This is a genomic window from Synergistaceae bacterium (genome assembly GCA_031267575.1).
Taxonomy (GTDB): Bacteria; Synergistota; Synergistia; order Synergistales; family Aminobacteriaceae; genus JAIRYN01.
Window position 1 is genome coordinate 1 of record JAIRYN010000065.1, and the last position, 13,140, is coordinate 13,140.

General features: G+C 46.8%; 15 protein-coding genes and 1 tRNA gene. 7 read left to right on the top strand and 9 right to left on the bottom strand.

The genetic code is table 11. The features are described 5' to 3' along the window. From LBJ36_10785 to LBJ36_10815, 7 genes are all read right to left on the bottom strand, one after another. A partial coding sequence (locus tag LBJ36_10785; GenBank protein MDR1379521.1) for a hypothetical protein occupies positions 1-263 on the bottom strand: 263 nt, incomplete at its 3' end. 104 nt (positions 264-367) lie between these two features. After that, on the bottom strand, positions 368-643 hold the full coding sequence (locus tag LBJ36_10790; protein MDR1379522.1) for a hypothetical protein: 276 nt from the start codon (positions 641-643) through the stop codon (positions 368-370). After that, complete coding sequence (locus LBJ36_10795) at positions 640-1,653, bottom strand: radical SAM protein (protein ID MDR1379523.1); 1,014 nt, start codon at positions 1,651-1,653, stop codon at positions 640-642. The genes LBJ36_10790 and LBJ36_10795 overlap by 4 nt, the downstream gene beginning before the upstream one ends. 14 nt (positions 1,654-1,667) lie before the next feature. Next, positions 1,668-2,252, bottom strand: a complete 585-nt coding sequence (locus tag LBJ36_10800) for an FkbM family methyltransferase (GenBank protein ID MDR1379524.1) — start codon at positions 2,250-2,252, stop codon at positions 1,668-1,670. Between the two features lie 48 nt (positions 2,253-2,300). After that, positions 2,301-3,281 (bottom strand): radical SAM protein, encoded by a 981-nt coding sequence (locus LBJ36_10805; GenBank protein ID MDR1379525.1) that lies wholly within the window; start codon positions 3,279-3,281, stop codon positions 2,301-2,303. Positions 3,282-3,331: 50 nt separating this feature from the next. Further along, positions 3,332-4,408, bottom strand: a complete 1,077-nt coding sequence (locus tag LBJ36_10810; protein MDR1379526.1) for a radical SAM protein — start codon at positions 4,406-4,408, stop codon at positions 3,332-3,334. Then, positions 4,409-6,433 carry a glycosyltransferase gene (locus LBJ36_10815; GenBank protein MDR1379527.1) on the bottom strand — a complete coding sequence of 675 codons (2,025 nt, stop codon included), beginning with the start codon at positions 6,431-6,433 and terminating at the stop codon, positions 4,409-4,411. It lies immediately after the preceding gene. A 321-nt stretch (positions 6,434-6,754) separates the two neighbouring features. Here LBJ36_10815 and LBJ36_10820 point away from each other — a divergent pair, with 321 nt between their 5' ends. From LBJ36_10820 to LBJ36_10840, 5 genes are all read left to right on the top strand, one after another. Then, positions 6,755-6,937 (top strand): hypothetical protein, encoded by a 183-nt coding sequence (locus tag LBJ36_10820; protein MDR1379528.1) that lies wholly within the window; start codon positions 6,755-6,757, stop codon positions 6,935-6,937. A 142-nt stretch (positions 6,938-7,079) separates the two neighbouring features. After that, the gene (locus tag LBJ36_10825) at positions 7,080-7,229 is read left to right on the top strand and encodes a hypothetical protein (GenBank protein ID MDR1379529.1); all 150 of its coding nucleotides are present in this window, start codon (positions 7,080-7,082) and stop codon (positions 7,227-7,229) included. Between the two features lie 28 nt (positions 7,230-7,257). After that, positions 7,258-7,482, top strand: a complete 225-nt coding sequence (locus LBJ36_10830) for a hypothetical protein (GenBank protein MDR1379530.1) — start codon at positions 7,258-7,260, stop codon at positions 7,480-7,482. Between the two features lie 418 nt (positions 7,483-7,900). Further along, positions 7,901-8,593: an HAD-IA family hydrolase gene (locus LBJ36_10835; protein MDR1379531.1), complete on the top strand. Its 693-nt coding sequence runs from the start codon at positions 7,901-7,903 to the stop codon at positions 8,591-8,593. Next, positions 8,590-9,852 (top strand): replication-associated recombination protein A, encoded by a 1,263-nt coding sequence (locus LBJ36_10840; protein ID MDR1379532.1) that lies wholly within the window; start codon positions 8,590-8,592, stop codon positions 9,850-9,852. Before LBJ36_10835 ends, LBJ36_10840 begins: the two co-directional genes overlap by 4 nt. A 153-nt stretch (positions 9,853-10,005) precedes the next feature. Here the strand turns inward: LBJ36_10840 and LBJ36_10845 are convergent. Together LBJ36_10845 and LBJ36_10850 are read right to left on the bottom strand one after the other, a co-directional pair. Then, positions 10,006-10,081: transfer RNA gene (locus LBJ36_10845), tRNA-Arg, on the bottom strand. Between the two features lie 436 nt (positions 10,082-10,517). Continuing rightward, positions 10,518-11,408 carry an ankyrin repeat domain-containing protein gene (locus LBJ36_10850; GenBank protein MDR1379533.1) on the bottom strand — a complete coding sequence of 297 codons (891 nt, stop codon included), beginning with the start codon at positions 11,406-11,408 and terminating at the stop codon, positions 10,518-10,520. Positions 11,409-12,170: 762 nt separating this feature from the next. On the opposite strand from LBJ36_10850, the gene LBJ36_10855 reads away from it, so the two are divergent. Together LBJ36_10855 and LBJ36_10860 are read left to right on the top strand one after the other, a co-directional pair. Next, positions 12,171-12,722 carry a helix-turn-helix domain-containing protein gene (locus LBJ36_10855; GenBank protein MDR1379534.1) on the top strand — a complete coding sequence of 184 codons (552 nt, stop codon included), beginning with the start codon at positions 12,171-12,173 and terminating at the stop codon, positions 12,720-12,722. Further along, positions 12,707-13,135 (top strand): transposase, encoded by a 429-nt coding sequence (locus LBJ36_10860; GenBank protein MDR1379535.1) that lies wholly within the window; start codon positions 12,707-12,709, stop codon positions 13,133-13,135. Before LBJ36_10855 ends, LBJ36_10860 begins: the two co-directional genes overlap by 16 nt. Positions 13,136-13,140: the final 5 nt, after the last annotated feature.

The following is a 13,140-nucleotide window of genomic DNA, read 5'->3' on the forward strand; positions in this document are numbered from 1 at the left end:
AACTTTTCCCACAAGCGAGCGGAAATCAGGTTTTCAATCAGTGCGCCAAAGGAATTGTTCAGTCCGCCGATGTTCTTTGAAAGTTTCTCGATCTTCAGGTCCGTTTCTTTCATCTGTAGGGCAGTTTCTTTCATTTGCCGGTCGGTTTCCTGCATCTGCCGGTTGGTTTCCTCTTGCAGTCGTTCAAGCCTATCTAGGCCAAGCCACACTCTTTGAGCAATGGCTTCCCATCCTTGCGATCCCGTTTCTGCCGTGTTTTCCATCTCTTTCTCTTTTGCCTCCCTCGTTGGCAGGTAAAATATACTATAATTAAGTATAACATACGTTATGGGTGAAGCGAGCTATCCGCGTTCCAGCGTTCAGAAGTTCAGAACGTTTTGGCCTTGAGTAGACGCGGAAGAAACCAAAAAAACAGGGAGTCACGCGTGCGGTTTCCTGCTTTTGATTTTCTTGTTTTGCGCACTTTGAAATTGCCGGCTATCCTCGGATGAGGCTCAGTACCGAGGATGAGACTCAATACCGAATAGTTTTCAATATAGCAAGGCACAACAATCACATAGTTCAGCCGCTTGCCACCAGGGTTGGGCAGCTTGATTATGTCAAGGAACTCCTGTGTAACATGCTCTGGCATATTTTCAGTCATAATGATGCCTCTATTTTTGAAATCAAAAATTCCCGCTTGCCATCCAAAACGTCCATCGCGTTCGAACAATCGTCCGGGGCGCAGCAGTTCTCACATTTCGGAAGCGTTTTGTATCCGCCGCGAAGTTGATTCAGTCGAAATTCGCGCAATATTCCCCCGTTCCACATTTGTTCGAGCGTTGATGTGTGAACGTTACCGAGTGTCACGGGACGGTAGATTGCGTCACACGGGTGAACGTCGCCGCTGGGCCACACGCACAGTTGGTAGAACGGAAACGGACAGACAAAACGCGGCGCGTGTTTGTTACCGTAACGGTCGCTGAGCGCGGCGGATCGCGGAACGTCAACGGCGTGGTATACGGGCTGAACGTGTTCGACGTACATTCGGTCGCATATATCGCCGAATATTTTATAAAACCGTTCCTCGCCACCGTCGGGTAGCGCAACGTCCATAACCTTGACGAACAGCCCCATACCGCCGCGCTTGTGCCGATAGAAATATTCCAGTTCCCCGCGCAGTTTTTCTACATCGACCGCAACGCCGCACGTGTCTCGGTAATTTTGTGGGTCAAGTCCCTGCAAAGATACGCGTAGATTTGTCAGTCCCGAGTCTATCAGCGCGTCTGAATATCCCTTCGTGAGCAAACTGCCATTGCTGATTATCTCGTAGCGTCCAGCAAGGTCGTTATCCGACGCGAGTTTGATCATCTGAGGAAGCTGCATGTTAAGCAGCGGTTCGCCCTGCGACACGAATAACATTACCTTGTACGGGTCAAACGCCTTGCTTTGCTCCACGATTTTACGCATAGTGTCAAGGCTCATAAAATCGTTCTCTATGCCGTACACCTCGCGAAGCTCGTCCTTTTTCATGCTGTGGGCGCAGTAAGTGCAACGGAAATTACATGCGTTGCTCGGAAAAACATACAGCGACAACGGAGATTTCAGCGGTACGGTTTCCGCAAGCGGCACTCTGTCGAACGCGCCCGCAATGGGTTTGATGTGTGACGGCATTTTTCTTTGCTCCTTTATATTACACAGTAAAGTACCGTTTCAGCAGCCATACAATAGTAGTGACGTATATACGCTTTATACTCAGGTACAAGTGATTTTATATACTCGCCAATCTCGTAGTAATCGTTCGGCTTATGGTAAATGCAAATGGCCAACTTCGGCTTGTCGCGCTTGATCGTTTCCGTCGCGCCTTTCAGACCTTCCAGCTCCGCGCCCTCTATGTCGAATTTGATGAACGTGACTTTATCTTCGGGCGCGACAACGCTGTCAATAGACCGTGCTTTGATTTCAACAGTGCCTTCGTCTCCGAGACGCGAGCGTGACTTGTTGACCTCACTTGTGATAAATTTAAGCGTTGCGTTCGATGACCAAACCGCCGCTTCTTGTATGTCAACGCAGTCGCATCCGCATTTCAGGGCATTCCGCTTTATGCAGTCAATCGCGCTTCTTTCCGGCTCAAAAGCGTAAATCTTTTTGACAGACGGCGCTTTTTTAAGCAATATTTCACTGATTTCAAAATCGAGGCACCCACCGTCTATGAACACTTCATCACTTGCCAGTCGTGGGGTAATTATCTTTTCGTCAAAGTATTGATCCATTCGCGGGATTCGTCGTCACAAAGCCAGTCGTAAACCGCTTTCTCAGGGTCAGTCAGTGTGTTTGTCACAATGTTTTTCCTCCGAATAAAGTGTTTTTCCTCCGAATAAATTGATGAGTTTGTCGCTGTCTTTATCCAAATAGTCGGCGTCGTGCGTACCGTAATCCGGCGAGTTGCAGACGGCGCAGCACTTGTTTCGGCGCCTGCCGCCAATTTGCAGCCGCAGGAATTCGCGGCGCGTGTCGCCGTTCCAAATCTCGCTGAAACTCTCGCGCAGGATATTGCCGAAAATCACGGGAGCTTCGACCGCACAGCAACCGCCGACATCGCCGCCAGGCATAATCACCGCCATATAGAACGGCATGGCGCAAATGTTGACGCTCATCGCTTTTTGTTCCGTGTCTTTACCGAGCGTCAAGTCCCCGCCGAGCGTGCCGTGGTCAATCAGTCGTATGAACGGGTACAAATGTTCTACAACCGCCGTATCGCTTATGCCGTCAAAGATTTTGTGAAATTTTTCTGCGTCGTTTTGCTCATCGAGAGCGATGTCTATAATCTTAACATATAAGTCAGTCTCGCGCTTTTGTTGGTAAAAATATTCGTTATTGCCGACAAATTCATTAAAGTCAACATCAACTCCACACACACGCTTATAGGCGTCCGCGTCGCATCCTTGCAGTGAAATCCGCATACGGTCAAGACCCGCTTCAATTAGCGCGTCCGACATCTCGCGTGTCAGCAGACTGCCGTTAGTCACAATTTCAACGCGCTCCGCGATATTGTGCTGTTTCGCGAGTTTGACCATATCAGCAATTCTCGGATGCGTCAGCGGCTCTCCGTGACCCGCGAAGATGAGCGCTTTTAGGGGCGTTGGCTGCTTGGTGAATTCGCTTACGGCGCGTTCATACGTCTCGAACGACATATTCTGTTTGACGAAATCCATCTCACGAAGCTGCTCCGCCGAGAGACTATGCACGCAGTAGTTACAGCGAAAGTTGCAACAGTACGACGGAAAAATATGCACAGACATCGGGGAGGCAAGCGGCAGTTGGTCAATTAGCAATGTACGGGCCGGTATACTCATAACGTAACTTCTTTGGAAAGAGACATGGGAAGGGATTTGGGAAGAGATTTGGAAAGAGACAAGCGCTTCAAAATTTCATCAGCATTCTCGTCAAGAATCTCCTCCGGCGTATTGATATCGTATTTTGCTCCGCAACCCTCGCATAACGATATGCTTTCCGACCCTTTCGTCAAGTTTTGACGTAAGAGGTTCAGTCGTTTTTCTCCGAACCATATGTCTTTGAGCGAAGAGTCGCGTATGTTTCCGATTGAATCCGTACGCGGTTTGCCGAGTGCAATACACGAAAAAACATCGCCCTCACAGTCGATGTGCAACTGATAGAACATACACGCACAAACTTTTCTGCGCTGAATCCTCTCTCCGAACAGCGAGGTGTGAAAATCTATAAAACCGTTGTAATCGCCCATTTGTTGTTGTGTCGAGACAAGATTTTCGACGAACATATTGTCGCATATGTCTCCGAACATAGCGAAAAAGCGTTCCCTGTCGCCGGCATTTTCGAGAATATTGTCGACAGTCTTGACGTAAATTTGCACACCGCTCTTGTTCTCATATAACAGTCGAATGTTGTCGAGGTATTTTTCCATAGATACGTTAACTCCTGTGACCTGTTTCATTTGTTTGGATGACAAGCCGTTTACCGAAATACGAATTTGCGTCATTCCGCAGTCCGTAAGTTTGTCGACCCACTCGCGGTTAAGCAGTACGCCATTCGTATAAGTTATTATTCTGCCATCATATCCGCGTTTGCGTAACAACTTGACTATTTCGGAAAACTGAGGGTTGCAGAGCGGCTCACCGATACCGCAAAAGTTAATCATTTTGGGCGGTTGCGGCAGATCCAAGATTTGCGTAATAAGATTCTCGTACAACGCTGAATCCATATGTTGCAGCCTGAAACCGCTGCTTTTAATAAGATCTTGCTCTGTGCCGCGGGTTGAATGCATACAAAAACGACACCGAAGATTGCAATAACGCGTAGGTTCAATTTGTATCGTGAATGGAGCGGGCAGCGGCGCGGCAACCCGTAAGTCAGTTCGCTTTATGTCATAGTTCGGTAAATTATCGGCCATTTATCTTCTCTCTTCTAAATATCTTTTCTCTTTTAACCGTACCAGAAGTTCCGTACGGCAATCGTCCAAATATTCCTCGGGTTGCTCAATCGAATAAATATCATCGCACTCGCGACACTGCTCTATTGAATGATGTCCGTGTTCGAGACTTTGATATAGCAACCGTGTCCGCTTTAGCCCCGTCCATATTTCTGAAAGCGATTCAGTTGCTATATTACCTATCGCCTGTTCTCGCGGTTTCGCGAGTATATCGCAGCAAAATACATCGCCGTCCACATTGACGTGTGTCTGATACAACATCCACGGACATATCTGTCTGTATTCTTTTACCGGTATTCCAAATTGCGTGATTGTGCGGTCTATGTGAGTCAGCGGCTCGCCCATTTGCACGGGAATGTTGATAATATGCTCGATTACGATTTGGTCGCATATATCGCCAAAAGTGCTGAAAAAGAATTTTCGGGTGGACTCGTCATACGCAACATCGTCGGTTGTTTTTATACGAACTTGAAGAGTTCCTTTGTTTTTATATAAATATTTGACTTTCGCAACAAAAGAATCGAAAGCGAAAGCGACACCGGCAAGCCTCTCATAATCTGACGAACTGAGCCCGTAAACCGAAATTTGCAGAGTACTCAGTCCGCTTGTCGAAAGTTCGCCGCAGAATTTTTCCGTTAAAGTTGATCCATTTGTATAGCTTGTAAGCCGTCCGTTGAATCCACGATTTCTGATATAACGAATCATTGCGGGCAGTTCCGGATTAAGTGTAGGTTCACCCATTCCCATAAGAGAGATTCGTTTTGGGATTTCCGGAAAATTGAAAATATCGTCAACAATTTTCTCAAACAATGACCAATTCAAATGTTTTATTTGCTGTGATTTTGCCTGAAATTTGTCCGAGATTTCGCCTCTTGTAGAATGCTGGCAAAAGAAACATTTGAAATTACACTGACGTGTGGGTTCGATGCCAATATAATACGGTGCGGACAACGGAATTACTTCGCGTAAATTGTGACGTTTTGTATCGACAAACGGCGCGACAAACGCTTTAATACGCGATCCCGCCGATAACGCGGATTGATAAGAGCAGAAATTAGCGACTTTGTCAAAGTCGAGAGAACGTTTGCGCGCGTTGTTTCCATAACGGGCCCTTGATTGCTCGCTTTGGCGCAACGAAAAAAGCGCTTTCGCGTATTCACTCGCGCTTTTGATAAGCATACCGTTCACTTCGTGTTCAACGAGCCATTTCCCGGCGGGTTCTCTTGATAGCACTATCGGCAATCCGACAGCCATAGCTTCAAGAACGGCATTTTCTGTCGTTGCAGTCGAATCCGACTGCAACAAATACCCAAAAACGTCAAATTCCAGCATAGCGCGATACACATCATCTACCCAACCTTTAAACGTTACGTTCGGGTGAACAATCTTCCTGTCGGACTCCCCGACCATAACGAACCGCGCGTCTGGGATTAACTTGACGGCCGCATCGACATAATCAAGAAAATCGTACGGCAACTTCTTGTAGGTCGGGGATCCTACATATCCGATTACAAATCCGCCGCTGTGCAGGGAATAATCTGTCTTCGGTTCAATCTCTGTTGGATCAAAGTCGCCGAAGCCACAGACAAGCGTTGACTTGCTACGAAATTCCGGCAGCTCCAACGTCGCGGGCGTGGTCACCATAATATGATCCGCGCGGTCGCGAATATCGTCCGGCATTTTGGGCCCGACAACGCCGTTGTTGTGATACCACAGGAGCAGTCTGCGGTCTTGCGGGAATCCGCGAATTAAATCATTGACCCTGCCGACAGCGTAACCGTCAAAATAACTGACGATAACCGCGTCTGCTTTATCAATCGCAGAGTCTGAGTCAGTGTGGCCAAGTACAGAAACACCCGCCGCCTTGCACCGCTCGATATGATTGAACCTGCGCGGCTCGTCAAGCAATAATACGCTGTGATTATCGCCCGCCTGCTGCCCAAGACGCGCAATTCCCGAAATCGCCTTACCCACGCCGCCGCCCATATGCGGGGTTATATGCAACACATTCATACGCCGTTCAGTCCTTTTGCTATGTTCTTAAGCGTTTTTTCAAATCCAATACTCAAATCCAATACTCAAATCCATTTGTCGGCACAAAGCCGGTTTCAAGCGCAAACTCGCTGCTGTCAAATATTGCGGAGTCGGTGAGCAAGACCATTTATAGAGTCTTAATCGATTTTAACAGACTATCATTCGTTTTGTTGAGAGAGTTTTAAGCATAAAGTGCCGGTATATTATGATAAATTCTCATTAATATATTAACCTCCTGTCTTTGAGACACCCTATTCTTTGAGGCACCCTATTATGGAAAACGCCAATGTTGCTATTCACGCTACGATAAGAACCTATGCCGCTCACAAAAGCAGCATCGACTTTACAAAAGCAAGAACCTCTATCATCTGTGAACTTACTCAATCGCGCCTATCAAAAGGTATACCTTTTGATAAAGCCCTAGAATTGAAATTTGAACTCGAAATTTTGGGATAATTATGGTATAATACCTAACTAAAGTTTAGCTATTTTGCTGTTGTTGGTTAGTATTAAAGTGACTGTCAAAAGGTATGCCTTTTGATAGTTTTATAAGTTGATGTAGGGCGCTTTTATCGTGCGAAAGGACGAGGCCGCTTAGGTGGCTGTGGCCACTCTCGCTTTCGACTTCGGCTGGATGGACTTAATATGGGATGAGCGCGAGGCGCTGAAAAAAATGGTCGGCGGCGGCGTTCCTATGAGCCCGGAACTGAACGATAGACTGCGTCCCCTGAACGGCTTAATGGCTTAATATTGATAAACACGCTAATGCGGGGTCTATGTGGAACGGCGGCGTCAAGTTCGATGAAGGCGTCTTGCTCTTCGACACAGGGAGTCTGCGCCAGAGTTCCAGTGAGATCGAGAAACCCTTTAACCTGCTGATTGCGCAAAGAAAGTCCTTGTTTCATGCTCTGGTGTTGGAGGATTGGAAACCTGACACCGAACTCATCATTGCAAAAAATACACAATGGGACAATGACGAGGTTCTCAAAAAATCTCGGTAGATTAAGAAATGATCAATAACAATCGATAGGTCAACAATCGGTAGGTCCCGAGGCTTTGCTCTTGCAGCTCTAAAATGTTACGATAAAGCGATGAGAAAGCCAACGGTTTCAAACGGTTGCAGCCGTTGGATGAGAATCGCAACGCCGCCAACGGCGGCGTTTGTTTTATATTTGGTTTCTTGTCATAGGTCTACTTTCATGTTAAACTCCTTTAATGGCTTGTCAACGTGAGATGCGGGGCGGAACACGACCGGGATATTAATGTGGCTGTAAATATTCTCAGAGTGGGGACATCCACTCTTAAAGGAGAAGATGTAAGACCGGTTTCAGTCGGTTGTCTTTGTCGATCTTAGACTCCCACAACTTTAGTTGTGGGAATATGTTAAACTTGCCCCCATGATATATTGGGAGGGTTTCCATGCCACAAAAAAACGTTTCATCTATCCGGCACCCGGCAGAGGCCGGCGCTTTTATTCTGGACTGGGACGGGGTTTTGGCCGATACCTGGTTGAACTTCAAGCCCCTGCGACAAAAATATTTCGACGGTAAAATTGTTCCATTGGTGGAGGCCGCTGCTGAGCTTCCTCCAACGATTCGCGCGGAGGTCTTGGCGGAGATTCGCCGAATCGAAATAGAGGGTGCGGAAAAGGCGGTCCCCGTCGAGGGGGCAAAAGACCTCATCGCTTGGCTCAATACCCCCAAAAAACTCGTTTCAGGCAAGTCTGTTCAAACCAAGCCCTGGGCTGTAGTCTCCAGGAACTGCCGGGACTCTATTTTGCTGGCCGCCGAGAAATGCGGCATCACTCTTCCCCCCGTTTTTCTTTGCCGGGAGGACCCTTACGTCAAGCCTGACCCCCGGGCTTTGGCCTTGGCCGCGAAGAGGTTGAGGGCGCGCTTGTCCGACTGCGTCATGGTGGGGGATTTCATCTATGACCTCCAAGCCGCCAAGAACGCCTCCATTCCCTCTGTATTGGTAAAAAACCCCGCCACGGGATCCCCGGACGTCAGCGCGGAGTGGGAAGGCCTGGCGGATTTCGTTTACGTGTCGCTCGTCGATTTCGTGAAAGACCTCAGTGCCTTTGAAGCTCCCTTCTCAGGAATGACGCCATGAAAATATCCGACACCCCTTTGGCCGAGAGGATGAGACCCCAGACCCTGGAGGAGTATTGCGGACAGACTCACTTGATGGGGAAAAGCGCGCCGCTGAGGAACTTGATCGAAGCGGGACGGGTGCCCAGTTGCGTTCTCTACGGCCCACCGGGCGTCGGAAAAACCACCTTGGTTCGCCTGATCGCGAAATGCGCCGAGCGCAGCCTTCTGGAGATCAATGCGGTCACGGCAAAGGTCGCGGAACTTCGCGAATTGGTAGGAGAGGCGCGGCGTCTCAAGACTATGGGCGGCGGAGTTTCGGCTCTGGCTTTCGTGGACGAGCTCTATCACTTCAACAGCTCTCAACAGAACGTTCTTTTACCCTCCGTGGAGAAGGGTGATCTAATCTTGATCGGAACCACCACCGAAAACCCCCGTTACGAGATCAACAAGACCCTGCTTTCCCGCATGGTGGTTTTCGACCTGAAACCTTTGTTCGCTTCGGAGCTTCTGCCCTTGCTTCGGCGCGCGCTTTCGGACGAGAGCCGAGGGCTTGGGAGCTTGAAAATTCAGGCTACGGATCAGGTTCTGCTGAACGTGGCGTCTTCTTCTGGGGGAGACGCGCGACAGGCCCTGATGCGACTGGAGGCTTCCGCGTCCTTTGTGGCGGCGGTGGGTGGCGAGGAGTTGACCGACGAGACCGTGGAGCGAACGGTGGGTGGCGCCAGCATTCGCTTCGACCGACAGGGCGACGACCACTATTCCATCATTTCCGCCATGATCAAGAGCATTCGAGGCTCCGACCCCGACGCCGCGGTTTATTGGCTGGCCCGACTTCTGGCCGGAGGCGAGGACATCCGCTTCATTTGCCGTCGCGTTCTGATTTCCGCGGCCGAGGATATCGGTCTGGCGGACCCCGCAGCACTCCAGGTAGCCGCGTCCGCCACCTATGCCGCGGATATGACGGGTCTGCCCGAGGCACGAATCATCCTCTCCGAGGCCGTAATCTATTTAGCATCCGCTCCCAAAAGCAACAGCGCCTACTTAGCAGTGGACAAAGCCGACGCGGATATCGCAAAGGGAGAGCTGCAATCCGTGCCTCATCATCTGAAGCCCGACGGCAACGGCTATCTCTATCCCCACGACGACCCGCGTCATTGGCTGCCTCAACAGTACATGGAACGTCCCCGACGCTATTATTACCCCGGAGAACTCGGATACGAACAGCAGATCGGGGCAAGACTCCGCAAGTTCTGGCGTAGGTTTTCGGAGGAAAATTGACGGGAGTCTCTGACGAGGCCCGTCGTATAGTATAGATATAAGTATCTATTCATATGACAAGAAACTAAATACAAAACAAACGTCGCCAACAACAGCATTATAATTCTCATCCAATGGCTGAAGCCAATGAGAATCACTTTATCGTAATACCGCTGGCGAGCTTGGGCGGACTCGAACCGCCGACCTACGGCTTAGGAGGCCGTCGCTCTATCCACTGAGCTACAAGCCCGCATATATTAACATACCCCCACGACTAAAGTTATAGGATTCTAAGATCGACAAAGACCGTCGACTGAAACCGGCCTTACATCTTCTCCTTTAAGAGTGGATGCCCCCCCACTCTTAAAATATTGACAACCGCATTAATATCCCGATCATGTTCCACCCCGCATCTCGCGTTGATAAGCCATAAAAGGAGTTTAACATAAAAGTAGACATATGACAAGAAATCAAATACAAAACAAACGCCACCGTTAGCGGCGTTACGATTCTCATCCAACGGCTTCAGCCGTTGGATGAGAATCACTTTATCGTAAGAAAATATAGCACAAAACTCATATCTGTCAAACACCATGGCGGCCGTTTTTCATTCTAAAACAAACTAAAACAAATTATGAGGAGAAATTGCTATCTATTTATAGGGGAATATTATCTTTTAAAACTCCTTAGCGATTGATAGCAATACGACTAGCCTTAAGTAGCTCTTTGAAAATCTCGGTGTTTTTGATTTTGTCGTTTTCCCTGGCGTAATCTATCGCTCTTTTACCAGCTTTGTCTTTTCTGTGAGGATCCGCGCCATATTGAAGCAAAAGCGGAATAACGTCCGGGTTCGCTTTTTCCTCTGAGGTAGCCAGCATCAAAGCCGTTTTCCCATTGAGACCTTCCGCGTTTATGTCCAAACCGTTTTTCAGCAAAAGCGCGAAAACCTCCGGATTGGGGTTCATAAGGGTAAAACACCAAATCGGTATCTCATCAGGTGCTGTCATATCTGCGCCATTCTCCAGTAAAAACGCTAGCACTTCTGGATTAGGGTTGTGTAGCGCAGCCATCATGAAAGCTGTGTTTCCTCTGATATTCTTTTCGTTGATGTCTGCGCCGTTTTTCAACAAAATAGTAAGGGCTTCTGCGTTGGAATTATTAAACGCTGCCATCATAAGAGCTGAATTTCCACTATGATCGCTTTTGTCCAAGTTTGCGCCATTTTTCAACAAGAGCAATAGGTTGTCTGTGTTGGGGTTATAGAGTGCTGCCAACATCAAAGCCGTTTTTCCGTATGAGCTACTTTGGTTGATATCCGCGCCGTTTTCCAACAAAACTGCCACAGCCTCTGGTTCAGGATTCTTAGCAGCGGCCACCATTAAAGCGGTTACCTTACCGGTGGTAGAGATTATGTTAGCAAAGATATCATCGTGACTATCGTAAGTCCAATTTTCATAGTTTTCCAGTTCATTAATATCAATATCCGGATTGTTCTCCAATGCCTCTTCAATTTCGCGTGGCGTACCTTCTGAACATGTTTTGAAAAATTCTTCCATTTTCATACTATCAACTTTCATACTATCAACACCGATCCTTTTAACGTATTAATACTTACTCATAACGAGTAGATACGTTCCGCATAGTATCTCTTTGACTATAAAGCCAAGGAAAAAATTGAACTTCGCAAAGCTCATATTCCGAACGCTAATATTCTACAACACTTTCTACTTTTATCTTTTATCATATTGCGTGAGAAATGTTGAGTATGTTAGAGGATCGTCTAACAAAGTATACTGTAATTAGTATTTCTTTTTCTGTCGTTTCAAGAGGAGATCGCTTCTAGCTTTACTAATTAGGATATAAGATGTAATATAATGTTATGAATAAGATATATAGTTCGAGGCAAGCGGCAGAATTTCTTGGCGTCAAAGTAAAAACTCTACAGAAGTGGGACAGGGAGGATAAATTAAAATCCACTTCATGAAGTAAAACAAATCGGAGGATTTATACCGAGAACCAATAAAAAGATTTTCTGTGTTTGAAGTCGGAAGATTCTTGTGTCAGAGTCGTTGCGTATTGCCGGGTTTCTAGCCAAGCTCAGAAGCCCGACTTAAGAAACCCGCAAACAGTTATTGAACAATATTGCAGCGAATTAGGGCTATTCGAGTGGTTTGAGCACTTTATTAAAGATCATTTTTATGAGCTAAAAATTTTGGACAGCGAGGAATTGAGTCTAGAGCAAGAAATAATCCAGGATTTAATGACGATAGTTCATTGTTTTAGTTCAAGATGATATGGGTTACGAAACTACAAAAAATCTTTGAAGGAGACGCTGGAACATGATTCTAGCTTACAAGACAGAAATAGATCCAGTGTCTGAGCAGGTTGAGGAGATTGAACAGATTGAACTTGAACAGATTGAACAGATTGAGAAGATACACCGGACTATCGGTGTTTGTCGTTTCGTGTATAACCTATTTATAGCCACGAACCAGCAAAACTACAAAGAGGGTAAGCAATATCTTAACGCTTATACTTTTTCTAAGTGGCTGAACAATGATTATAGCGAATTTCATCCTGAAAACTCATGGATTCGGGAAGTGTCCTCAAAAGCTGTAAAGCAGACTATTATCAATGCTGACTTAGCTTATAAACGGTATTTCAAGACGAAGAAAGGATTACCAAAATTTAATAGGAAACATGATATCGACACCGGCTTTTACATTTCTCGTAACAATGAAAAGGACACGGAAGCGCAACGACATCGAATCAAGATACCCACCCTAGGCTGGGTAAAGCTGAAAGAGTATGGGTATATACCTATTGGGCTAAATGCAACGGGTATAAGGTTAAAGTTGGAGCAGGAAGATACTTTGTGTCTTGCCGTGTAGAAGAGCCTGTCTTAACTTCAGGAGAGCCTGATTCCGATGGAATAGGTGTTGATGTAGGTATTAAAGAAACAGCTAGCATTTCTAACCATCAGGTTTTTAGCAATATAAACAAAGCGTCCAGAGTTAAGAAATTAAAACGCAGGCTTAAACAAGAGCAACGTAAATTTTCTCGAAGAATTAATTATAGAAAGAAGGTGAAATCTGCTACTGTGAAATTCGCAAACCTAGACAAACAGCGTATCAAAGTTCAGAAAACCTACTACAGACTTGATTGTGTAAGAAAAGACTATACCAACAAAATAGTTTATGCGCTGGTGATGACCAAGCCAGTCTATATCACAATCGAGGATCTGAATATTCTTGGAATGGTGAAAAATAAGCATCTCTTACACTTTTGTGTAGGTTTTCAGTAGCAGAT

Excerpts from the sequence above, each read along its gene's own strand:
- LBJ36_10810 (MDR1379526.1), bottom strand. The coding sequence starts at position 4,408 with ATGGCCGATAATTTACCGAACTATGACATAAAGCGAACTGACTTACGG.
- LBJ36_10830 (MDR1379530.1), top strand. The coding sequence starts at position 7,258 with ATGTGGAACGGCGGCGTCAAGTTCGATGAAGGCGTCTTGCTCTTCGAC.
- LBJ36_10790 (MDR1379522.1), bottom strand. The coding sequence starts at position 643 with ATGACTGAAAATATGCCAGAGCATGTTACACAGGAGTTCCTTGACATA.
- LBJ36_10800 (MDR1379524.1), bottom strand. The coding sequence starts at position 2,252 with ATGGATCAATACTTTGACGAAAAGATAATTACCCCACGACTGGCAAGT.
- LBJ36_10835 (MDR1379531.1), top strand. The coding sequence starts at position 7,901 with ATGCCACAAAAAAACGTTTCATCTATCCGGCACCCGGCAGAGGCCGGC.
- LBJ36_10850 (MDR1379533.1), bottom strand. The coding sequence starts at position 11,408 with ATGAAAGTTGATAGTATGAAAATGGAAGAATTTTTCAAAACATGTTCA.
- LBJ36_10820 (MDR1379528.1), top strand. The coding sequence starts at position 6,755 with ATGGAAAACGCCAATGTTGCTATTCACGCTACGATAAGAACCTATGCC.
- LBJ36_10855 (MDR1379534.1), top strand. The coding sequence starts at position 12,171 with ATGATTCTAGCTTACAAGACAGAAATAGATCCAGTGTCTGAGCAGGTT.
- LBJ36_10795 (MDR1379523.1), bottom strand. The coding sequence starts at position 1,653 with ATGCCGTCACACATCAAACCCATTGCGGGCGCGTTCGACAGAGTGCCG.
- LBJ36_10815 (MDR1379527.1), bottom strand. The coding sequence starts at position 6,433 with ATGGGCGGCGGCGTGGGTAAGGCGATTTCGGGAATTGCGCGTCTTGGG.
- LBJ36_10840 (MDR1379532.1), top strand. The coding sequence starts at position 8,590 with ATGAAAATATCCGACACCCCTTTGGCCGAGAGGATGAGACCCCAGACC.
- LBJ36_10805 (MDR1379525.1), bottom strand. The coding sequence starts at position 3,281 with ATGTCTGTGCATATTTTTCCGTCGTACTGTTGCAACTTTCGCTGTAAC.